This is a genomic window from Vibrio sp. 1-Bac 57 (assembly GCF_037546855.1).
Classification (GTDB): domain Bacteria; phylum Pseudomonadota; class Gammaproteobacteria; order Enterobacterales; family Psychromonadaceae; genus Psychromonas.
The window spans coordinates 57,761-79,143 of the sequence record NZ_JALAAC010000003.1 but is presented as its reverse complement, the minus strand read 5'-3'; the positions used below and the strand labels follow the sequence as shown (position 1 = coordinate 79,143).

20 protein-coding genes are annotated in these 21,383 nt (G+C 37.5%); 11 read left to right on the top strand and 9 right to left on the bottom strand.

Going from position 1 to position 21,383, the window contains the following annotated elements:
* Nucleotides 1–30: 30 nt before the first annotated feature.
* The gene (gene acs / locus MT391_RS02880; protein ID WP_499438989.1) at nucleotides 31–1,980 is read right to left on the bottom strand and encodes an acetate--CoA ligase; all 1,950 of its coding nucleotides are present in this window, start codon (nucleotides 1,978–1,980) and stop codon (nucleotides 31–33) included.
* A 446-nt stretch (nucleotides 1,981–2,426) separates the two neighbouring features.
* Here acs and MT391_RS02875 point away from each other — a divergent pair, with 446 nt between their 5' ends.
* From MT391_RS02875 to MT391_RS02860, 4 genes are all read left to right on the top strand, one after another.
* Nucleotides 2,427–3,869: a hypothetical protein gene (locus MT391_RS02875; protein WP_499496866.1), complete on the top strand. Its 1,443-nt coding sequence runs from the start codon at nucleotides 2,427–2,429 to the stop codon at nucleotides 3,867–3,869.
* Complete coding sequence (locus tag MT391_RS02870) at nucleotides 3,869–4,591, top strand: type IV pilus modification PilV family protein (protein WP_499496865.1); 723 nt, start codon at nucleotides 3,869–3,871, stop codon at nucleotides 4,589–4,591. The genes MT391_RS02875 and MT391_RS02870 overlap by 1 nt, the downstream gene beginning before the upstream one ends.
* A 111-nt stretch (nucleotides 4,592–4,702) precedes the next feature.
* Nucleotides 4,703–5,203 (top strand): DinB family protein, encoded by a 501-nt coding sequence (locus MT391_RS02865; protein ID WP_499496864.1) that lies wholly within the window; start codon nucleotides 4,703–4,705, stop codon nucleotides 5,201–5,203.
* A 4-nt stretch (nucleotides 5,204–5,207) separates the two neighbouring features.
* Entirely contained in the window at nucleotides 5,208–5,948 is a 741-nt protein-coding gene (locus tag MT391_RS02860; RefSeq protein ID WP_499496863.1) for an NRDE family protein, read from the top strand.
* 352 nt (nucleotides 5,949–6,300) lie between these two features.
* On the opposite strand, the gene MT391_RS02855 is transcribed toward MT391_RS02860, so the two are convergent.
* Nucleotides 6,301–6,525, bottom strand: coding sequence for a SlyX family protein (locus MT391_RS02855; RefSeq protein ID WP_166368121.1), 225 nt, complete (start codon nucleotides 6,523–6,525; stop codon nucleotides 6,301–6,303).
* Nucleotides 6,526–6,533: 8 nt separating this feature from the next.
* Nucleotides 6,534–7,520 (bottom strand): WD40 repeat domain-containing protein, encoded by a 987-nt coding sequence (locus tag MT391_RS02850; RefSeq protein WP_166368119.1) that lies wholly within the window; start codon nucleotides 7,518–7,520, stop codon nucleotides 6,534–6,536.
* Nucleotides 7,521–7,646: 126 nt separating this feature from the next.
* Here MT391_RS02850 and fkpA point away from each other — a divergent pair, with 126 nt between their 5' ends.
* Entirely contained in the window at nucleotides 7,647–8,435 is a 789-nt protein-coding gene (fkpA, locus tag MT391_RS02845; protein ID WP_166368117.1) for an FKBP-type peptidyl-prolyl cis-trans isomerase, read from the top strand.
* 180 nt (nucleotides 8,436–8,615) lie between these two features.
* On the opposite strand, the gene MT391_RS02840 is transcribed toward fkpA, so the two are convergent.
* Entirely contained in the window at nucleotides 8,616–9,218 is a 603-nt protein-coding gene (locus MT391_RS02840) for a histidine phosphatase family protein (RefSeq protein WP_499496862.1), read from the bottom strand.
* A 466-nt stretch (nucleotides 9,219–9,684) separates the two neighbouring features.
* On the opposite strand from MT391_RS02840, the gene MT391_RS02835 reads away from it, so the two are divergent.
* On the top strand, nucleotides 9,685–10,920 hold the full coding sequence (locus MT391_RS02835) for a BaiN/RdsA family NAD(P)/FAD-dependent oxidoreductase (RefSeq protein ID WP_166368113.1): 1,236 nt from the start codon (nucleotides 9,685–9,687) through the stop codon (nucleotides 10,918–10,920).
* A gap of 328 nt (nucleotides 10,921–11,248) precedes the next feature.
* On the opposite strand, the gene MT391_RS02830 is transcribed toward MT391_RS02835, so the two are convergent.
* Nucleotides 11,249–12,202: a LysR family transcriptional regulator gene (locus MT391_RS02830; protein WP_499496861.1), complete on the bottom strand. Its 954-nt coding sequence runs from the start codon at nucleotides 12,200–12,202 to the stop codon at nucleotides 11,249–11,251.
* 236 nt (nucleotides 12,203–12,438) lie between these two features.
* Between MT391_RS02830 and MT391_RS02825 the strand changes: the two genes are divergently transcribed.
* A complete protein-coding gene (locus MT391_RS02825) occupies nucleotides 12,439–12,993 on the top strand; it encodes a carboxymuconolactone decarboxylase family protein (protein WP_499496860.1) in 555 nt (184 codons plus the stop codon).
* A 114-nt stretch (nucleotides 12,994–13,107) separates the two neighbouring features.
* On the top strand, nucleotides 13,108–14,016 hold the full coding sequence (locus tag MT391_RS02820) for a haloalkane dehalogenase (protein ID WP_499496859.1): 909 nt from the start codon (nucleotides 13,108–13,110) through the stop codon (nucleotides 14,014–14,016).
* 481 nt (nucleotides 14,017–14,497) lie between these two features.
* On the opposite strand, the gene hpf is transcribed toward MT391_RS02820, so the two are convergent.
* The 3 genes from hpf to MT391_RS02805 all read right to left on the bottom strand — a co-directional run bounded on the left by hpf (nucleotide 14,498) and on the right by MT391_RS02805 (nucleotide 16,196).
* Entirely contained in the window at nucleotides 14,498–14,857 is a 360-nt protein-coding gene (hpf, locus tag MT391_RS02815) for a ribosome hibernation-promoting factor, HPF/YfiA family (protein ID WP_499496858.1), read from the bottom strand.
* Between the two features lie 652 nt (nucleotides 14,858–15,509).
* On the bottom strand, nucleotides 15,510–15,767 hold the full coding sequence (locus MT391_RS02810; protein ID WP_166368089.1) for a hypothetical protein: 258 nt from the start codon (nucleotides 15,765–15,767) through the stop codon (nucleotides 15,510–15,512).
* A gap of 258 nt (nucleotides 15,768–16,025) precedes the next feature.
* Nucleotides 16,026–16,196, bottom strand: coding sequence for a DUF5363 family protein (locus MT391_RS02805; protein WP_499496857.1), 171 nt, complete (start codon nucleotides 16,194–16,196; stop codon nucleotides 16,026–16,028).
* 287 nt (nucleotides 16,197–16,483) lie between these two features.
* On the opposite strand from MT391_RS02805, the gene MT391_RS02800 reads away from it, so the two are divergent.
* Nucleotides 16,484–17,587, top strand: a complete 1,104-nt coding sequence (locus MT391_RS02800) for an AarF/UbiB family protein (protein WP_499496856.1) — start codon at nucleotides 16,484–16,486, stop codon at nucleotides 17,585–17,587.
* Between the two features lie 226 nt (nucleotides 17,588–17,813).
* On the opposite strand, the gene MT391_RS02795 is transcribed toward MT391_RS02800, so the two are convergent.
* Nucleotides 17,814–19,583: a sensor domain-containing diguanylate cyclase gene (locus MT391_RS02795; RefSeq protein WP_499496855.1), complete on the bottom strand. Its 1,770-nt coding sequence runs from the start codon at nucleotides 19,581–19,583 to the stop codon at nucleotides 17,814–17,816.
* Between the two features lie 370 nt (nucleotides 19,584–19,953).
* On the opposite strand from MT391_RS02795, the gene MT391_RS02790 reads away from it, so the two are divergent.
* A complete protein-coding gene (locus tag MT391_RS02790) occupies nucleotides 19,954–20,718 on the top strand; it encodes an ETEC_3214 domain-containing protein (RefSeq protein ID WP_166368081.1) in 765 nt (254 codons plus the stop codon).
* 30 nt (nucleotides 20,719–20,748) lie between these two features.
* The gene (locus tag MT391_RS02785; RefSeq protein ID WP_028870413.1) at nucleotides 20,749–21,348 is read left to right on the top strand and encodes an LPP20 family lipoprotein; all 600 of its coding nucleotides are present in this window, start codon (nucleotides 20,749–20,751) and stop codon (nucleotides 21,346–21,348) included.
* Nucleotides 21,349–21,383 lie beyond the last annotated feature (35 nt).

The following is a 21,383-nucleotide window of genomic DNA, read 5'->3' as shown; positions in this document are numbered from 1 at the left end:
GGATTGATTAAAATCAGTTGCCGTTAAAGCCTATCTAATTTCTTGATTTTCTTTAATCAACTTATCAACCACACTTGGGTCGGCTAAAGTTGATGTATCACCTAATTGATCACTTTCACCGGTTGCAATTTTACGTAATATACGACGCATAATTTTGCCTGAACGTGTTTTAGGTAAGCCTTCTGCCCAATGTAAAATATCAGGTGTAGCAATCGCACCAATCTCTTTACGTACCCATTGTTTCACTTCAGCGTAAAGCTCAGGAGAAGAGTATTCACCTGAGTTTAGCGTCACATAGGCATAAATACCTTGGCCCTTAATTTCATGAGGAACGCCTACAACAGCGGCTTCTGCAATCTTAGGGTGTGACACTAATGCGCTTTCTATTTCAGCGGTACCCATTCGGTGTCCTGAAACATTTAGTACGTCATCAACACGTCCTGTGATCCAGTAATATCCATCTTCATCGCGGCGTGCTCCATCACCTGTGAAGTACATGTTTTGGAAGGTTGAAAAATAGGTTTGTTCAAAGCGGTCATGGTTGCCATAAAGCGTACGCATTTGACCAGGCCAGCTATCTAGCATCACTAAGTTGCCTTCAATTGCACCTTCTAAAATATTACCTTCATTATCAACTAATGCAGGTTGCACACCAAAGAATGGGCGCGTTGCAGAGCCTGGTTTGAGATCCGTAGCACCCGGCAGAGGAGTAATTAAGATACCACCGGTTTCTGTTTGCCACCATGTATCAACAATAGGACATTGCTTATTACCAATTTTATCGTAATACCATTGCCATGCTTCAGGGTTAATCGGCTCGCCTACGGACCCTAATATACGTAATGAGTTACGATGAGTCCCTTGTATTGCTTCGTCGCCTTTTGCCATCAATGCACGAATAGCAGTAGGTGCAGTGTACAATATCGTCACATTATGCTTATCAACCACTTCACTCATACGAGCTGGAGTGGGGTAGTTTGGTACACCTTCAAATAACAGCGTAGTCGCGCCATTCGCTAGGGGTCCATAAACTAAGTAACTATGACCAGTGATCCAACCTACATCGGCTGTACACCAGTAAATATCACCTTCTTGATAATCAAACACATATTTAAAGGTCATCGCTGCATACACTAAGTAGCCACCGGTAGTATGTAATACACCTTTAGGTGTGCCGGTAGAGCCTGATGTGTATAGAATGAATAGTGGATCTTCCGCATTCATTGCTTCTGGTTGACAATCTGGTAGTTGTGATTGAGTGACCGTTGTCCAATCTAAATCTCGACCTTCAACCCAATTAACGTCACCGCCAGTGTTTTTAAATACAATGACATGTTCAACACAGTCAGTACCATCACGCGTTAATGCTTCGTCTACATTTGCTTTTAGTGGGACTGTACGTCCGCCACGTCGACCTTCATCGGCAGTGATCACTAATTTTGAACTACTATCAACGATTCGACCTGCAATCGCATCAGGAGAGAAACCACCAAAAACAATAGAATGCACTGCACCGATTCGAGTACAGGCTAACATTGCTACTGCTGCTTCAGGCGTCATTGGCATGTATAAACAAACCACATCGCCTTTTTTAATGCCCTGTTCTTTTAAGGCATTAGCAAACTGACAAACTTGTGTATATAACTCTTGGTATGTGATTTTTGCATCTTGGTCAGGTGAATCCCCTTCCCATAGTAATGCAACTTGGTCAGCTTTCGTTCCTAAGTGGCGATCGATACAGTTAACAGAAACGTTTAATTCACCATCCTCAAACCATTTAATATTGACATTGCCTGGAGCGTAAGAACTGTTTTTGACCTTGGTGTAGGGTTTTATCCAATCTAGAATTTTACCTTTTTCACCCCAAAATGCCTCTGGATCTTCGATAGATGCTTTGTATTCAGATAGATATTGGTCATTGGTTAGCAAGCTATTTGCCGCTAACTCAGGTGAAACTGGGTAAATAGTATTTCCGCTCATTGTTCGCTCCGTTATTACATAATAATCAATTGCTCATATTTTTATTTTTTAGGTATAGCTTAATAAATAACCACAGCATTCTAATCGAGAGGGAAAATAGTTATTGTGAGGAATGCCTATGTTGTTAAATAAATGTTATCTCTCATTAGGTTAGCGTCGTTTATGAGATCAACATCAAAAATAATAAGTGTTTTTTTGAGTGGTTGAGGAGGTTTTTTATTGTTTTTTTATTAACTTTTTTGACTTTTTATCTAAGCTCTAATAACTGACTAATTAATCAGGTACCCAGTATTAACCAAAATATGAGTATAAAAATGGCATTATTTAAAGGTTATTGGGTCATGAGCATACGGGTAACTTTTATTTAAAGATGGTTAGCCAAAAATGATCAGCCCGAATAAACGTATTGGTTAGTTTGCAATATTCAGTTAAATACTGGAGGTCAAATGAAAATCAAACAACAGGGTTTTGCTATTTTAATCACCGCAATTGTATTAAGTATTGCGGGAGTCGCCTATACAGCGAGCATGGCGTATTTACAGATCATCGATAATCAAGTGTTGGGTAACTACTATCGTAATAGTGAGGCTTTTGTAAATGCAGAGTCGGGCATTAATTTAACCTTAAGCAAGCTGAAAAATGTGTCAACTGCCACTAATATGCTTGATAACCTACCTTACATTTACACCGCTTCACTTAATGCTACGACTTCATATCAGGTCACTGTAACTCAACTAAGTAGCAATAAATTACACATTATTTCCGTCGGACATTCACAAGATGGCACTGCATCAAAGCAAGTTTCGGTGCAAGTTTATTACGATATCGCGTTTAATATTCCCACTGCACCTCTTTCTAGTAATGGAAAATTACAAATTAATGCGGCGGATTCAATCAATGATGGTTGTGAAGGTTTAACTGTCGCTGAATGCCGTTCTCCGGGGAGTATTGCGGCACAAATTACGCTTAGCCAGCCAAGCTTTACATTACCTAGCACTGTGCTTGCTCAGGAAAATAACGATCAACCAGTACCTGATTTTTGTTTGGATGATTCATTACAGGGCGATAACATAGACCTTAGTGCTATCTATGGTTCGCTGTTCGATCAAGATGGGCTGTCTCGCTTTAAACAAATTAACCTCAACCAGTGGGGCAGTGCAGCTTCGGCATCCGGCTCTGTTTTTGATCAAGTACAACCGATTGAAGATATGAATAGCGCCACTTCACTATTTGAAAATACGTTTGGTATCACCTGGCAAGACGCAAAAGGTGAATTAACAAGCTCATCGCAAGTGGCGCATATTGATATGGGAAACCTAAATAACGGTAGTTGTTCTGAGCAGTTGCAGAATGTGGATGACCTCATTGATATTATTTATATCACTGGAGATTGTGATATTAAGCAACAACATACATCGACAAATAGCGCGGGTAATAAACACTTTACTATTGGCTCAGCAGATGACCCTAAATTGATTTTCATGGAAGGAGGTTCTTTTACTGCCTTGCCTAATACACACAGTGCGGTGATCGGTTTATTGTATTTATTACCGGACTCTGAAGAGGTTATCGATGAAAACGGTAATCTTGTTTATATTGATGGCATTAAACAAACTGCGCAAGACATGAGTATTGATTTAGCGGGTATTCAAGTAAATGGCGCTTTATTAAGTGAATACAGTTGCTCGGTGAGTAGCGTAGTAAGCAATAATTTTAACAGCGATAACTTTAACAACAACTTTAACAACAACTTTAACAACAATAATAGCCTGCCACCTTTATCAATCCGTTACGATAAAAATGTACTCAATCAACTTTATAAAAAATTAGGGATGACAGACGCCACAAGCAATTATCAATTAGTGGCAGGAACATGGAGAGATTTCTAATGACCAATAATAAAAACAAACCTCAAAATAGAGGCTTTTCATTAATTGAAATTTTAATTGCTCTGATAGTGGTCAGCTTAACGACGGTTAACATCACAGGCTTACAAAAGAAAGTGACAGAACAGCAGCGTGACAATATCGCACGTACAGCGATGATGTCATTAGTAACGGGGAAAATGGAACAGGTATTGAGTATTACAGATATTAATCAGTTATCTGATCTGCATGATGTGTCTGAAACTAATATAGACATTGCCAATACTAAATTCTCAATATCGTGGGCGATTGCAGATGTTGTAGCTGGTTTTGATCATGGTGGCGATTTTAAACAAGTGATGATGGATGTTTCATGGCTTAATGCTCAGGGAGAAGTAGAAGACTTTACCCATGCTCAGCAAGTTAATTTAACGTTGCTGACATCAGAAACAAATAATGCTTCATCAACCAACCCATACGCACCGACGATTGCCTCATCGATAGGGCTAAATGAATTTATTTATTTTCAGCCAAAGCTTGAATATCAACAAGGATCGTTTGTTATTCATGATAGCTATTTATACCAAGCCTCTGCTGACTACGCGATGGATCTGGAACATCCTCATTTGGTCACTGACCCTGACACTGGGATCACTAGCGCAAGTGAAGGTTGGATAGGTTTTGGAGTCATTGATGATCCCGCATTAGCAAGCCACGATGATTTAGCCGTGTTATTTACGGAATAATAACGATGTTATGATTTTGTGATAAGTAAGCTTCGTTGATATGTTATTCTTGAACTATTAAAGAACACAGCACTCTAATCGACATCATTTACATGAAGGAATGTTTGGCCAATGATTGAAAGCCAACTGATTATATTACAACAAGCTAAAACGTATTTAACGTCTGTTTCTGAACAGCAATATACACAAATTATTTCGCCTTACTTTATGAGTTCTGCGGGTGCACACATGCGCCACATTCTAGATCACTATTATGCGATTATTAATGGCTTGTCAGAAGGACTAATTGATTACGATAAACGCAGTCGTGGAGGCATTATTGAAAGTTCTCCGAAAGCTGCCCTGCAGTCGATACAAGAGATCTCTGATTTTTTAAATGCATTAACAGCGCAACAATTGCAACAAACTATTAAGTTATCAACTGAAATTTCAGTAACAGATAAGCAAGTTGCAATAGTGGATACAAGTCTTGCCCGTGAGATTATCTTTACTGGTAGTCATGCAGTGCACCACCTAGCAACGATTAAGCACATTGCACAAGCTCAGGAAATAGACGTAGAAGGTAGTTTAGGTATTGCACCTGCAACGGCCACTTTTTTACGCGCAGGTTAATATAATGTGTACATTAACGTATCGTTTAAATGATCAAGGTTATCAGCTTTTTTTTAATCGAGATGAGCAGATAACACGTCCCCAAGCTATTGCTCCTAGTATTGATACAAGTTTAAATGCCGCTTATCCCATTGACCCAACCGGTGGTGGCACTTGGATTGCAGTACATCAAAGTGGTGTGAGCCTTGCATTATTAAACTATTACCAAGCGCAAATCGACCCAAGCCTTAAGAGCTTCGTAAGTCGTGGCGTTATTATTCCGCAATTACTAAAACACGCCGACAGTATTCATCAACAATTATTGAATATGGACTTAAGTGTTTATCAAGCCTTTCAATTATGTGTTTTTCATTCAAACTTATCCGCACAAACTGACAGCTCAGAACAAGCATTTCAATATATTTGGGATGGACAGCAATTGACATTCTCAGCTTTATCAACAGCAGACTCATTGCCCATCACCTCATCAGGTGTCGATTATGAAACCGTGACAGCCTATCGTCGTGCACAATTTCAATTGCAAATAGATACTCAAAAATCCAGTGAAAATGATTACTTTGATTATCACCAACATCAAGGGCAATCAGGAAAGTGTTCTGTGAAAATGTATCGAGAGGATGCTAAAACAGTGAGCTTTACGCAGATTTCTGTTAATCAATCACTACCATTAGGCGAGAAAGTAAAGGTTGAATATTTGGATTATTTAAATGATCTATCTGCACTAGCGAAATCAATTACTCTATAGGGAGAGTAATTAACTCGCTAATTATATATCCGTTACCATTCAAGATGCTTGCCTCACAACTTGCCCTGTGGGTCGTTAGCTCGAAAAGCAATTCAGCGTTGCAACATTCGATAAGGACTAGCCATTTAAGATGTAAATACTTGTTTTTACATCTACCGGCAGAGGATTAACGTAGTTAATCGCTCGATAGGTCATCATGTTACGCCTTGCCTTGCTGTCCAAGCTAACGACTGAATAAAGCATCTCGATTGATAACGGGTATATAGTGCATTTTATCATCTGTTAGCGGCAGATTTGTTTTTGTTAACAGCTAATGATTTATTGTTAATCATTAGCTGTTCGTTCTTTGCTTTTAGTAATGAGGCGGGCGCATCTCTTCTTTTTCAGAAGCTAATTGATTCGGCTCACTCTCTTTTAACTTAATAGCTAACAAAGCCACTTGTTCAATCAACTGCTGTGTACGGCGTTGTTGTTCAAAAATCTCTTTATTTAATGTGTCTATATTATCTTCTTGAAAAGCCGCTTTCATTTCCAATTGTTCAATACGTTGTTCTAATTCTACTTGTTTGCTATCCATTGTGTCTCTTATAAAGGCGCTAGGGGCCAAATTTCTAATAATCCAGCAGAGCTTTCAGTCACAATTGCTGAATCACTCCATAATGTCGCTGAGTATACTACAGCTGTTTTAGGACGTGTTTCTTTTCTTGGGGTCACCGTCCAATCTTGTTTTGCTAAACCTGTTTTGGTATCCCATAACACTACTTTCTTGGTGCCATTACCGGTCAACAAATAATTGCCATCTTTGATGAATCGTACCGAGGAGAAAATAGATTGTCGAGCCCTATAAATGAGTGTGCTTTTTAATTTCCCTGTTTGTAAATCCCATATTTGAGAGGCCTTTTGGTTATCTGCTATAAAAGCAAAACGACCATTTTTTTCTAACCTAACCATGCTAATACGTTGTGTAAATTCAAATTTCTGTATTACCTGCGCGCTATCGGTATCCCATAAAAAAGCTTGATGATCGTTACCACCAGATAATACATAACGGCCATTACTGGACATGTCGATGCTGTTTATTTTTTCACGGTGTAATGGCGCTTCTAAACGGCGTCCAGTGCGTAGATTAATATGAACTAACTTACCATTAACCTGTCCATAAACAACGAATTGGCCATTTTCAGACAATTGGATATCTCTGATTGGTGAATCAGAAACTTGATAAAATCCCAGTGATTTACCTGTTTTTGTATCCCATAATGCAAATTCGTCACGGCTGGCAGATAATGCAACACTGTTATTTGATGATAAACGCACAATAAAAACATCGTTGTTTTGTCCCTGGTGATGATACCAGTTGAAAAGCAGTTTATTATGCCGATTATCCCATAAACTGATGCCATGGTGGATCGACGATGTCAGTGAATAATCTCCATTTTGAGAGAGTTCAGCTGCAAAGGCACCTTGCACAGCATGTTCATATTGCTGAGTCGGTTGCGAATATTGTTCACAAGCCGTTAAAAACAAGCAGCTTGTGAGTAAAATAGTTTTTAAAGTATTAGCTAATGGCATGATTAAATTGTCTTTGTTGATAAACAGCTTTAAGGTTAGTATAAGTAAACTGTTTTAGATACTTGCTTTACAACTTTTTGAAGTAAAATCAAAGCTATCTGTTTTAATTTAATATTTGGAGTAACAATGAAAAACGTTTTTAAAGTTTCTTTATTAGCAGCAGCAGTTGCAATTACTGTTGGCTGTAACCAAGAAGAAGAACAAGTAACTTCAACTCAAGAAACTGCTGCGGTAAGTTTTAAAAATGATAATGAAAAAGCGGCCTATGCAATTGGCGCATCATTTTCTCGTTATGTTTCTACTACACTAGAGAAGCAAGCTGAATTTGGTATGACACTAGATAAAGAAATCATTCTGCAAGGTATTACAGATACATTACGTGATAACTCTAAATTAACAGATGAAGAGATGATCGAAACGCTAAAAGCATACGATACAAAAGTGAAAGCGGCTGCTGAAAAAGTACAGCTTGAAGCGGCAGAAAAATTAGCTGCTGAAGCAAAAGCATTCCTAGATGAAAATGCAAAAGCGGAAGGCGTAACCGTCACTGACTCTGGTTTGCAATACTCAGTGATCACTAAAGCAGACGGTCCAAAACCTGCTGCTGAAGATACAGTGACAGTTCACTATGTAGGTACATTAGTTGACGGTACTGTTTTTGATAGTTCTGTAGAGCGTGACCAACCAGCTAAATTCCCACTAAACCGTGTTATCCCTGGTTGGACGGAAGGTGTTCAGTTAATGAGTGTTGGCGAGAAATACAAGTTCGTTATTCCTGCTGAATTAGGTTACGGAGAGCAAGGTGCGGGTTCAATCCCACCGGGTGCAACGCTTATTTTTGAAGTTGAATTATTAGATATTGAAGCTGCTGATGCACCAGTTGCTGAAACAGAAGAAGCACCAGCTGCAGAATAGTTTTATCAAAAAATAGCTATTTTAAGTAGTGTTATTGAAAGGTCGCGAAAGCGGCCTTTTTTATTACTGGCATTTCTTATTGCCCTTTATTACTACCATTTCTTATTACCATCTATAGCGGTTATATTTTGTTGATATGCAATGTATTCAAGTGTTTCAGGGCGTTTTTATTCTTTAGCCTTAACCTACATCATTACGTTCAATGCTTTGTAAAACCCATTGTCCAGACCTAAAGGATAAATGACAAACACTGGCGTTGTGGACGTTAAACATCCGGGGAGCATCCACTGGAATTTGCAGTATTTTTTTAATTAACATCACTATTGATAAACCATGTGTCATCACCGCAATCGACTGTCCTTGATGCAGTTTGTTCAACGCATTAATTTTATCAAACAAACGCATTTGCACCTCGGCTAAGGTTTCTCCCTCACCAATTCTATAATCTAATTCAGCCGAAAATAAACGTGTCAGTTTCTCTCTATCTTTATCCGTTAGTTGGCGCTTTGCTTGACCATCCAAATAATCATAACTAATTTCACGAAGTAGAGGACAAGTTTGTAATGGCAATTGCTTGGCCTTTGCAAGGGGCGTTGCCGTGGCGATAGCTCGACCTAAATCACTACTATAAAATTGTTGTAACGGAATATCATTAAAATAACTAACTAGATTAGATGCTTGTAAGTGGCCCGTTGCAGTCAAAGGGCTATCGGAATGACCTTGAAAACAGCCAAGTTGGTTAAATAATGTTTCACCGTGGCGAATTAAGTATAAATCAGTCATCGTAACCTCTTCTCAGAATAAACGTTTATTAACGTCCCTTAGTGCTCACTCAAGTTATCGTTGTGGTTTTGGAACTCGTTATTGTCAGTATTGATCTTGATGTCTTGTTGATGGATATTACGCTGAAATAAGCCTCTAATTCAAGAGGGTGGAATAGCTTAATAAGCTCCATCATAAACCCGAACATAAACAGCAGATAAAGACACAATCAGTGCGACAAAAAACGGCCCATCGTCTGCTATTTATTTCACTGAGGAATTCCCCCTAAAAAAGGCAAATAGTGTATCCTTAGCCGATAATTTTTTAGCAGAAAAGATAGTTGCAGTTAAAGCCTATTGATTCAATGTTTTATAATAAGAGACTCTAAAAAAACGAAGCAGAGGTTGGGATAATTTATCTTCGTTTGCTTCAAAAAAATATTGAGTCAAAGTACCAAGTAGCAAATTAACTGTGTTTAAGGTGAACAATGTTTGATGTAATTATTATTGGCGCAGGTGCGTCAGGTTTGATGTGTGCAATTGAAGCGGGCAAACGTGGCCGTAAAGTCTTACTCATTGAACACGCAAAACGTATTGGCCAAAAAATAATAATGAGTGGTGGCGGGCGTTGTAACTTTACCAACTTATACGTAGAGCCGAGCAACTTCCTATGTAGTAATCCACACTTTGTAAAATCAGCATTAAGCCGATACACACAGTGGGACTTTATTGCGCTGGTGGACAAACACAATATCAGTTGGCATGAGCGAGACCACGGGCAACTATTCTGTGATGATAGCGCAAAGCAAATAGTAAAAATGCTGTTAGATGAAGCACAAGCGGCAGGTGTTACCATTAAAACGCAATGTGAAGTCATCGACCACCAGAAAATAGCAGACAACGACTTTGCCGTACAAACCAACCAAGGTGATTTTAAATGTCAGTCATTAGTGGTTGCGACGGGCGGTTTATCTCTGCCTAAATTAGGTGCTACACCTTTTGCTTATCAATTAGCTGAAAAATATAACTTACCCGTTAAACCAACCCGTGCAGGCTTAGTGCCTTTTACATTACAACCGGTACTCAAAGATAAACTCATTGAATTATCTGGGATTAGTTTTCCCGCTACCGCTACTGCCATTAAAAAAGATGTGGCAGGTAAAGAGTCAGATAAAAAAGGGCATGCTAAAAAAGAAACGCCCATGAGCTTTAGTGAGGCTTTGTTATTTACTCATCGAGGCTTGAGCGGACCGGTTATTTTACAAATATCAAACTACTGGCAGGCTGGTGATACCATCTTGATAGATCTATTACCCAGTCAAGATCTGCAAAGCTTATTGACACAGACACAACAAGATCGCCCTGAACTAGCGCTTAAAACATTGCTGTCTCAACACCTACCTAAACGAGTGGTAGAGTGTTTGCTAGGCTTGGCTGAAATTGAAAGTCGTCCGTTAAAACAGTTCAATGAAAAAGAGCTACAACAAATTGTGGCATTATTTCATCAATGGCAACCGTTAATTAATGGCACCGAGGGGTATAGAACGGCAGAAGTCACACTCGGTGGTGTTGATACTGATGTGATCTCCTCTAAAACCATGGAATGTAAATCCGTTAAAGGCTTATATTTTGTGGGTGAAGCAATGGACGTGACTGGTTGGCTCGGGGGCTTTAATTTTGCATGGTGTTGGAGCTGCGGCTGGGCAGCAGGACAAGATGTGTAGTTGTAGTAATGTGTGGTAGGGTATTTAAATTATAGACAAAGGTAATTAAATTTAGACAAACTAAGGTTTGTCTAAATTTACTGGTAGGGGTTGGAATTAGAAGGGGGGCATGTCAACTGACTTATGCTTGTATGACTGTTTAGTTTGCTAGCTTAAACTTCTTCTGAAAAACCTAAGCTCGCTTTTAATACCGAGTGTAATTAGCTAACTCGTTTTCGCCCCCAAAGCAATTTAGAAACCTACAAACTCGTGGCTAATATTACTCAGCCACAAAAACTTAGTATGTGTAAAGTGATTAATGGACATCAAATAACAAGTCCAGCCTAATTTAGTTCTTTTTGTAATAATCAGAAAAATTGTCAATATAACTTTCCCAAATTGGCGTCTCACCAATCACCTCTTTTATCGTATCTATGAATTTATTCACTAATGGGGTTGGGTTACGATGCGGGTATAGTGCATGAATATCGCCTAATGTTTCAGGCAAGGTGTAATTGGTCAGCAGTGGCACCAGTCCATATTCTTTGATATTTTTATCGAGCATATAAGCGCCCAGCATTCCATAGCCAATACCCGATTTAATGGCATCAAGAATAAGTTCCGGCTCATTAACTCGATATTTCCCTTGAAGCTCCCATATTACGCCAGGCGTTAATTTCGAGTCAGCACCAATGGTAATTCGATTCACAACTAAACCGTCATTTGCATATACAACGGCCGGTAGTGCGAACAATTCTTGTGGTGTTTTAGGAGTCCCATATTCTTTTAGAAAACCTTTTGAAGCCAATAAAATTGGTTTATTTTCTGATAGCTTTCGCGCGATTAAATTGGAATCCTGTACCTCTCCAATACGAAAGGCAATATCATATTTATCTTCGATTATACTGCGTTTTTTATTATCTAAAATGAGTTGAACATGGACATCTGGATAAGCTTTCATAAATTTTATGATAGCTTTTTGTACGTATTGTTTGCCAAATAAAGTCGGGCTGGTGATTCGAAGCAGGCCCTTAGGCTGACTGTGGAAAGATTCAACAATCCGGTGAGTATCTGCAATGGTTTGCCTCACTAATTCTGCTTGTTTAAGTACTTCTTTTCCTGCTTCTGTTAATGATAATGAACGTGTTGAACGATTAAGTAAACGAGCTCCTAGTTCATCTTCTAACATTTTTATTTGTTTAGATAATGATGATCTATCTATATTTCGAAGATTAGCCGCTTTGGTATAAGAACCTTGCTTAACGACATCGAAAAACAGATCTAATCTTGTTGCTATATCCATGATAAAAATCCTCGTCAGCACAAAACTACATATCGGCTTATTGTTTGCAATATCCCACTCAAAGTAGCCAGTTAGCACTTTTTATTACACTTAGACTTCTATTGTAGCAAATAACCCCCTAATCAATGGGAAAAACCTCTGATTATCTGATGTGTTTTTTATGGAATAATAACAACCAATTAATCAATACAGTGAATGACTGAGTTGATACCTTATTCAATATTGGAGTTAATACCATGAACACATTTACTATTCATACCCTGGAAACTGCACCAGAAAAAAGTAAACCATTATTAGCGACTTCTCTTAAAAAGAACGGCATGATTGCTAATCTGCATGGCATCATTGCAGAATCTCCAGAACTGCTTATTGCCTATAATGAACTCAATAATCTTTTCATTAAGTCTTCATTTAATGCAGAAGAATTAACCGTCGTATGGCAAGGAATTAATATCGAACATGGCTGTACTTACTGTGTGCCTGCTCATACTGCTATTGCAAACATGATGAAAGTAGACCCTGCATTGACAGAAGCATTGCGAGATCAACTACCAATGCCAACACCTAAATTACAAGCGTTGTTAGATTTGACATTGAGTATTGTTCGCAAACGTGGACAAGTATCAACAGAGGAGCTGAGTGCTTTTTATGATGCAGGCTACGAGCAACGACAAGTGCTAGATATTATTTTGGGACTTTCTCAAAAGACCATCAGTAACTATGTAAACCATATTGCTAATACGCCAGTAGATAAACCATTTCAAAAATTTGCATGGCAGAAGAAAGTATAAACCTGACAATATGAACATACTCATGCATCATCATGACTGATAGTGATTAACCTAAACCTAAACCTAAACCATAATATATTAGCCTATCGTTTACGGTAGTTTTTTGGAGATAATATGAACTTACAATTAACAACTGAAATCCCATCAACGACTAAATATACTCATCAATTTATCGATATTTTAGGATCTAAGATGGCTTACATAGACGTTGGCGAAGGCGATCCTATTTTATTCTTACACGGTGAACCAACATCATCTTATTTATGGCGTAACATCATGCCACACTTAGAATCGCAAGGTCGTTTAATTGCACCTGATAATATCGGCTTTGGTAAATCTGATCAGCCAGAGTTAAATTATACATTTGAAGATCATTATCTATATTTTGATGCATTTATGAAAAAAATGGACCTTCAAAACATTACCTTAGTTGTCCACGATTGGGGCTCTGGACTTGGTTTACATTATGCTCGTTTGAATGAATCAAGGATTAAAGCGATTGTGACGATGGAAGCGCTTATGGCACCTCTTCTTCCGGCAAAGAGCTACGAAGATTATCCTCATAAAAAAGCTGAATTTTCTAAAATGGTTCGTGATCCTATTAAAGGACATAAACTGATTATCGAAGATAACTGGTTTCTCGAAGTTGCGCTACCGGGTGCTATTGTTCGTCCGTTAGACAAAGCTACACACGAAGAGTATCTAAAGCCATTTCCGACTGAAAAATCCCGTATACAGGTTTACCAATGGCCTTTGGAAATACCGATTGGAGGTGAGCCCGCAGTCACTACCAAAGTGATCAGCGACTACAATACTTGGCTTGAAAATACTGACATTCCATGGTTATATTTGTACGCAACACTGGGCTCTCAAAACCCACCAGAAGCCGCTGATTATTGGGAAACTCGCGCTAAAAATATACAGATATCTTATATTGGTGAGGGTATTCACTATGTGCAAGAAGACAACCCTTATGCAATTGGCAGGGCTATCTATGATTGGTATCGTCGTATTAATAAATAATGATGGGGCATTTGATGAGTAAGCGATGCAGCGTAAAACATTTTTAATAGCGCTGTACTTAAACTCTTATTAACGAGATATGCTATAGGAATTCTTGTATGGTGCATTTCAGTGTTTACCATAACCCCAACTTCAAATCTCTAAAGAGTCCTTGGAGGCGACCTAAATGGTGGCCTTTTTTGTATCTATCGGTATTTTTCTAGGGCGGTTTGTGCCCCAAAAGGCCTTAGAAAACTAAGTCGAAACTGTACCAAACGATTTGGAAAACTATAATATTTGGTCAATTTTTCTTCGTAACATAAAGTGAAATGGTCAACTAAGTTTGGTTATCTAGTTAGCGGATAATCACGATTATCATTTTTTAGAAAATAGAGGCGTTATTTTAAAAAGGCAAATGGAAGGTTTCTGTGGGGTTTTTATCGTACTAAAACAAAAAACGCAGCGAAGCTGCGTTTTAATATGATTGGTTTAATCGAATAGGCTAATTTAAGTTAGTTTCTTCTTCTTCAATTTCATCATCACTTTCAGGTTCAATCAGTTCAGGCTTTTCATGCAAATCTGCTTTTAATTGACCTTTACGGTTTTTTAACACGGTATCTAATTTTTTAGCCGCATTCGAAATAGCTGGGTACATAACTGCATTGTTGCCTTTAACAGCAACGCTGGTTCCTTCATAATTGGTGCTAATCTCAACATTAAACTCACCATGCTCTTTGGAAATGATCACATCTAGCGAGATAAGTGTGGGGAAATGCGTAGATATTTTAGCGAATTTTTCTTCTAAGTGCTCTTTGATGCTATCAGTAACATCAACATGGTGACCGGAAATATTTATTTTCATAGATTGCCCTTAATAGATTTATCGTTGGTTACCTCTGTATACTTGCATAAATAAACTCTTTGTACAAATACAAGCGCATATAATTAGAACTCAAATAATTGGAGCGTCTTACCCTTGTTTAAGTTAATAGAATTTACATAGTGACCTAATCACTCGCATTAAGAGATAACAGGGTCTATAGGTGTCTAAACATGCCTCAGTTTGTGAAAATACACATGGTCATTTTATCCAAAAGAAAGCCTCACATTAGTAAATTAATTTGGTCACTATGTAATGATTTGTAGGTTCCCTTATGCGCGTAAACGACTTAGAATTTCGATACTATAATTCAATGTCAGCCTTTTATAATAGGTTAGATATTTAGACGATTAATTTAAGGTTTCTAGATTGATAGTAAGAGGGGATGTGAGTTATTCAACTAGCCGATAAAGATTGTCTTCGTTTTAATTACATCAAACTGTTTATTTTAATGTTTATAGAGTAAGTCTTTGAGCGAAGACATTTACTTGAGTGCGTGAATTTGGCCAAAATCAGTTGACCACACACCAACTGATTTAGGAACTTGGGGATAAACATACAACTTTTAGAAGTTAAAGGTTAGAAGGTAAGGTTAAAGAATTTGCCTTGATGAGGCGTAAATTACATATAAACCTTACTCTGCTTGCTCATTATTAATAGATAACTCGATTTGCTCAACGTAATTTTTTGTTGATAACAATGGAAGTGGACGACCCAAACCGAAGAAAGCATTGACATGTTTGATGGCGGGTATCTTTCCACTTTCTTTAAATACAGCTGTTGTAGTCGCTTTAAGCTCAGCTAAATTGATGCGATGTTCCGCGCCGAATGTTTCAACTGGTTTATAGGTTGTCTTTTCTGAAAAAATATTTGCGAAGTCGCTGTATCCCATTTTTATATCCTTAAATATCATTATTATTGTGGTACTAATTCATCTTAATAAGTGTACTTACAAAGGTAATCTACTCTTTAAAAAGAGGCTTCTTGATCATCATTAGAAAACACTTCATATCTTGAGATTAACTATTAACAGAACCTCAATAGTTAATTTAATATAGTTGCTTTTTTTTGATCTAGTTACGTTATTTTAGTGTAATGATTACCTTCGTCATGATCCATATTTTGGCACTAAATGCTTTAACGAGGATTGTTACTTATTCGCTTTTTTATTATCTGTTGGAGTGTCAGGTTGCTGCTCGGCGCGAAGCGCTTTTTGTGCGCGTTCATCAAGTGGTACACAGCAACGTTTGTTTTCTGGGGTTAACCCCATTTCATCTAACCAGTCACAATAGTGTTGCCATGCTTTTTTTATTATTTTCATAAAACCTCGAGTTATATTAATAATCTAGCTACTAGCTGTGCATATAATACAGCCTCAACTTGTCTTTTTACAATGCCTCTTATCGCTACTTCATATTCCGTTTATTTGCAGTATCTAACTGTTTTGTTTAAATCCTCACCTAGTCGAACACTCTGCAATAACTTAAAGTTTTACTTTGTTTATTAACGAGTCTCACTTACTGTAAAGGTAACAGGATGTTATTCATTGTGATTGAAATTATAAGCTCAGCGAGTCGTTTTATGCAGGAGTAAAATAAAGGAGCAAAAATGAGTTTAGAAAAAGTACGACAACAGGCACAACTGAGCTTTTGTGAGAATGGTAAAAATATTGAAGTAGGTGATCTTAAAGGCTTCCCAATTACATTAGCAGAATTAAAGTCGACAAACAGTGAATCTCATTATGTTGTTGAAACCTTTGACTCTGGGCTGACTGGCGTTGTCTATCATCTCCAGTTTGCAAATAGGCACTGGACACTTAAGCTAAAAAGGTCTGCTAGCCTAGTGAATAATGTCGACGGTCAAACATCCTTTCTTAATGAGGTGCAGCGTCGCCATGATTTTAGCGTTTTAAAGCAAACTAAAGCGGCTGATTTTAATCATATAATTGAGACCAAATTTGCATCATATACTGAAGGGATTATTCTTTCTCCATGGATTGTAGGAGCACCTCCTCAACGTTTTAATAAAACAATTTTTGAACAAATTTTTACATGTATTTGCAATTTAGAACTCAACGGATTTTTTGAGTGGGATTTATCCCCTGGCAATATTTTATTGGACAATAATAATAGGATTAAGTTGTTTGATTTTGGTTATATGTATCAATTTAATCCACTCAAGCACTTTAATAGCAATGGTCAAGATACTCCTTTATTCCACGGTATCGAACGCTTTGAAACACGCTTCTTTTTTGATTACTTATTAAAAAATCCTCTTCAATTGTCTAAGGAAGAGTTATTTGAATTATATCGTCTGGAAAAACAATGTGCGTTACAGGCCTATTTGCTTAAGCTTCAAAACCTGAAAAATGCAGCAGCTGATGCTAGTGTTCTTAGCCATCAAAACAATATTAATTTGAAATGGGAAAAAGCACTGAGTAACGAAGAAGCGTTAAGAGAGTTGTATTTAGTTGAAAATTATCGCTCTAACGTACTGGACTTGTTGGATGATTTGCATGGTCAGTCATGTAATATTTATACGCTTAAAAAAGCAGATTTGATTTTAAGTTTTATCCATGATTACTTTATTCAGCTTCTTAATAACAATGCCTTTTTCTTTGGTGACGAAAAATTAAATCAGGAACAACTAATCGTTAAATATACTGAGCTTCGTAACCAAGCCATAAGTTTCCAATTAGGCTCTGAAAAATAAGTAAGTTTTTAAGAAAAGGTAAGTGCTGTGGCTCTACTGAGTTGAATTTATTCAATAAGTTGAATGACAAAAAGATCATTGTCATATACTTACTTTTAACAATTATCATCACGCTACCCTTTAGCAATGCAGTTCCACTTACTTAAAGGTAGCTTTTTATGATGTCATTCAAGTAATTTAGGTAGCGATTCCAGAACGCTGTATTCCTTTTTAGGGCCCTTAAATACTAACTAACAATCTTATTTCTACCGCTATTTTTTGCTTTATAAAGTCTCTTATCTGCTATTTCTATCAAGGCCTCAGCTGAAGCATTGGGATGTTCCTTGAGGTCAGCTACGCCAAAGCTCATGGTTATGTGCTGATTTTCAAAGACGGGGATAGTAGAAAATTCCTGTTGAATATTATTAAGTCTTTCAAGGACCTGTTCCGTTCCCATATCCAGAAATACCAAGGCAAATTCTTCGCCTCCATAACGCGCTACTATATCTTTTGCAGCTCGTGTATGTTTTTTGAGGTTAGCGGCTACGGCGACTAGTGCGCAGTCACCTAAAGTATGTCCGTAATCGTCATTGATACGTTTAAAGTAGTCAATATCACCCAGTACAAAGGTAAGTGAGTGTGCTTTGTTTTGTGCTGATTTAAATGCTTTTTCGAATACGAGGTTAAAGCCTCGACGGTTATAAAGTGTTGTTAACTCGTCGGTGAGCGAGCTCTCAAGTAAATTCTCATTTTCATCCTGTAAATAAGACGTTCGCTCTGATACTTTTTGTTCTAGGTGTTGCAATATATCTAAAAGGTTTTCGGCCATTGCATGTAGACCTTGATTGAGCGAACAAATTTCGCGGATCCTGCTCATGGGTTGTGGGAGTAATAGAATACTTTCAACTTTTTTATCATTAGCGGCTTTATTAAGTTGTTGTATCGGTTTGCCTATATACCAAGCAATCGCGGAGCCAATGATTGCAATACAAGCAAATAGAGAGAGCGTAATGAAAATAGTGGTTTGTGTGTATTCAGTTAATATTCCTTCATGGTAAGAAGAAGGAATAAGCACTCCAATCAGCCAAGTTTTTCCATATTTTAGTTGGATGTTACTGACGCGATATAAGTAGGCTTCTCCATCAAGATTAAGATGATATGAGCCTTTTTTAAAGTGCTGGCTAGCCATCTTAAACAAGGGATTTGGGTGGTTGTTGAGATTTAGCCTAGTGTAGGTTCCTTCCGTAATATTGTACAAAGCATCTTTGCTTGAAGTGGCAATCAATGCACCATTTTCTTCAGCTAAAAAAATGTAAGCGTTATCCACTAGCTCTAACGATTCTAAATAATCATCTAATTCAATCAACGCAACACTGGTTGCCGTGACACCTAATACTTTGCCATTTACATCATAAATAGGAACCGATAAGCCGATCCCCAATGTTGGACGACCATAATAGGGATGAATATCACTCCAAGTTATCGTTTGGGCTTTTAAAGCATCGAGGTAAAAGGGTCTTCCCCTTGGGTCGTAACTAAAAGCGGGATCGGTTTCTATCTTGGCGCCAATACTCTTTTTAGGGTGATAGTTAAATCCTTCCATGGTGAAAGGTTTGTTAATAAAATTTGCTGCAATGTTGTGTTGTATTTTACCAATGGGATCGCGTGCAGATGCGAGATAACGACCGTCCGCTGTGGCAACGGAAATAAACGTCATATGTTCAAAAGGGGTAGCTTGCTCGTAAAAGCGGGTGGCGATGGGGGTTAAGTTATTCAGTAATTCAGGTTTGTTAGTAAAGGCATCACGGTTAATTTCTAAAATGTCGCTGAGTGGCGCAATGAAATCTCCCACCCTATCATCAATTCGATTTTCCACCTCCTTGATATATTGCTCGCCTACATTATTAGCTATATTGGAAATGGTGACGGTGGATACAAAGTACATCAGCACACCTGCAATAAGTGCAAGTAGTACGAAGGGTGTAATAATTAACCAACGCAGGGGAATAGACTTCACTGAGTATTCTCTCTATTTATAATGGAATATTTTAATATTAACTAAACTAGAAGGCATTTTTATTAATATAAAATATAGTACGTTATGCGTTGATAACAATAGTTTTATCCATTTAAATAAATGATACAACACTGAACTCACGTGTTTTTTAATTAAATAAAGTCAATAAATAATATTAATAAAGCCTTTTTAAATGTAATAACCTATAAAGTGTGATCTCTGTTCTTAAATGTATTGTTAAAATCTATAAAAGTTCAATTTTTTCTTCGCTTTTTTATTAAAAAAACCTTAGTATTTCCACGATGTTACCACTTAGGTGGTATTTTTTTTATTGGAAATAAACTATTTGTACGCAAATAGAGGTGAATGGATGCAACAAAGCGATACAGATACTCCCGCAAATAATAACTCTACCTTGTTAGTAAAGATAAAAAATATCTCTTTTACGGTGGTGTTGATTATGTTGTCGCTTGGGCAGTGGAATGATACTAAAGAAGCCGTTGTTAGTGTTTATGAGGAAGTGATTTCAAGGTTTACCAACGAAATAGAATATAAGCGTATTAGCAAATTGCGGATTGGACTTACTGAGCGTTATACGGAGCAAATCCTAGGATCTCCTCAAGTCATTAAACCTTCTAAATTAGATGATGATCTTCAATATTATTATTACAACAGTGAAAAATTTTTATTGGTTACTTTTATTAAAAACCAACGTTTGAATGGTTTTACCGTATTCAGTAAAAAAGCTGATTTTTTAGCACCGGTTGCTTATATCAACAAGCAACTTAATACGCTGGATATTAAACAATACCTACCTTCACAGGAGTCAATACTAACTAATGTCGGTAGTTTGGAATATTTCTCAGAAAGTTATGAGTTAAGCCGTAACTTAATGTTCTATAACTTATTGTTAGGGCATGTGAACTACAGCAATGCGCCTACACCTTATAGCCAAACTATTATTGACGTTAACCATGAGTTGAACTCAGTTGAAGAGTTTGATTTTTCCTCAGTGACATTTTCATCACCATTAATACCCAATTTTTATTCTATTACTGAATTGTCTAACGAAATAATGCTGGAATCTCTATTAAGCAATTATGAGATGAGTGCGTTATTTAACAATCATTATTAATTACTTCGTTATTTAAAAAAAGGATCTCCAATGTTTAAAAAAACAGCACTCACATTCTCGTTAGTAACGGTATTAACTGCTTGCCAAAGCACTTCAAGTGTTAACGATGTGCAGTCATTAGCTTGTTTTTACCCTGACGCGCCAAAGGAAGAAGCGCCGCAATGGGTGTGTGGTGTAACACCAACAGGATTGGAAATTAGTGCGACAGGCTATGCTAAGAAAAATGTAGCAGGGGCAAGTATTATGAATGATATTTCCATCAATGACGCACGCGTGAATCTAGGTCGTCAATTCGAAGTTAATGTACAAAGTATTTTAAAAACGGCTTCAACGTCTTCTACTAATACAACTACTGAAGGTGTTAGTGAAAATGTAGATGAATACTTTGAAAATGTCACAAAAAGTATCTCAAGCACCACTTTAAATAACTCAAGAATCATTACTAAACGTACTAGTCCCGCTGGTGGTTTGTATACGTTAGTAGGTATGGACAAGGCGACTTTCGATATGAACTTTTCTAAAGTGATCCAAAAAGCAGAAGCAAAGGATGCCGAGTTATGGTCTAAGTTCAATGACAAAAAGACCGCTGATGAACTTGCAAACGTGCTTTCAAAATTAAAAAACAAATAATATAGGAAGCCACATCACTGATATTTTCTGAGTGA

Coding starts and splice junctions, on each gene's coding strand:
- MT391_RS02835 (WP_166368113.1), top strand. CDS start 9,685: ATGTTTGATGTAATTATTATTGGCGCAGGTGCGTCAGGTTTGATGTGT.
- MT391_RS02860 (WP_499496863.1), top strand. CDS start 5,208: ATGTGTACATTAACGTATCGTTTAAATGATCAAGGTTATCAGCTTTTT.
- MT391_RS02865 (WP_499496864.1), top strand. CDS start 4,703: ATGATTGAAAGCCAACTGATTATATTACAACAAGCTAAAACGTATTTA.
- MT391_RS02820 (WP_499496859.1), top strand. CDS start 13,108: ATGAACTTACAATTAACAACTGAAATCCCATCAACGACTAAATATACT.
- MT391_RS02825 (WP_499496860.1), top strand. CDS start 12,439: ATGAACACATTTACTATTCATACCCTGGAAACTGCACCAGAAAAAAGT.
- MT391_RS02800 (WP_499496856.1), top strand. CDS start 16,484: ATGAGTTTAGAAAAAGTACGACAACAGGCACAACTGAGCTTTTGTGAG.
- MT391_RS02870 (WP_499496865.1), top strand. CDS start 3,869: ATGACCAATAATAAAAACAAACCTCAAAATAGAGGCTTTTCATTAATT.
- MT391_RS02855 (WP_166368121.1), bottom strand. CDS start 6,525: ATGGATAGCAAACAAGTAGAATTAGAACAACGTATTGAACAATTGGAA.
- MT391_RS02840 (WP_499496862.1), bottom strand. CDS start 9,218: ATGACTGATTTATACTTAATTCGCCACGGTGAAACATTATTTAACCAA.
- MT391_RS02875 (WP_499496866.1), top strand. CDS start 2,427: ATGAAAATCAAACAACAGGGTTTTGCTATTTTAATCACCGCAATTGTA.
- hpf (WP_499496858.1), bottom strand. CDS start 14,857: ATGAAAATAAATATTTCCGGTCACCATGTTGATGTTACTGATAGCATC.
- fkpA (WP_166368117.1), top strand. CDS start 7,647: ATGAAAAACGTTTTTAAAGTTTCTTTATTAGCAGCAGCAGTTGCAATT.
- MT391_RS02810 (WP_166368089.1), bottom strand. CDS start 15,767: ATGGGATACAGCGACTTCGCAAATATTTTTTCAGAAAAGACAACCTAT.
- MT391_RS02805 (WP_499496857.1), bottom strand. CDS start 16,196: ATGAAAATAATAAAAAAAGCATGGCAACACTATTGTGACTGGTTAGAT.
- MT391_RS02785 (WP_028870413.1), top strand. CDS start 20,749: ATGTTTAAAAAAACAGCACTCACATTCTCGTTAGTAACGGTATTAACT.
- MT391_RS02850 (WP_166368119.1), bottom strand. CDS start 7,520: ATGCCATTAGCTAATACTTTAAAAACTATTTTACTCACAAGCTGCTTG.
- acs (WP_499438989.1), bottom strand. CDS start 1,980: ATGAGCGGAAATACTATTTACCCAGTTTCACCTGAGTTAGCGGCAAAT.
- MT391_RS02790 (WP_166368081.1), top strand. CDS start 19,954: ATGCAACAAAGCGATACAGATACTCCCGCAAATAATAACTCTACCTTG.
- MT391_RS02830 (WP_499496861.1), bottom strand. CDS start 12,202: ATGGATATAGCAACAAGATTAGATCTGTTTTTCGATGTCGTTAAGCAA.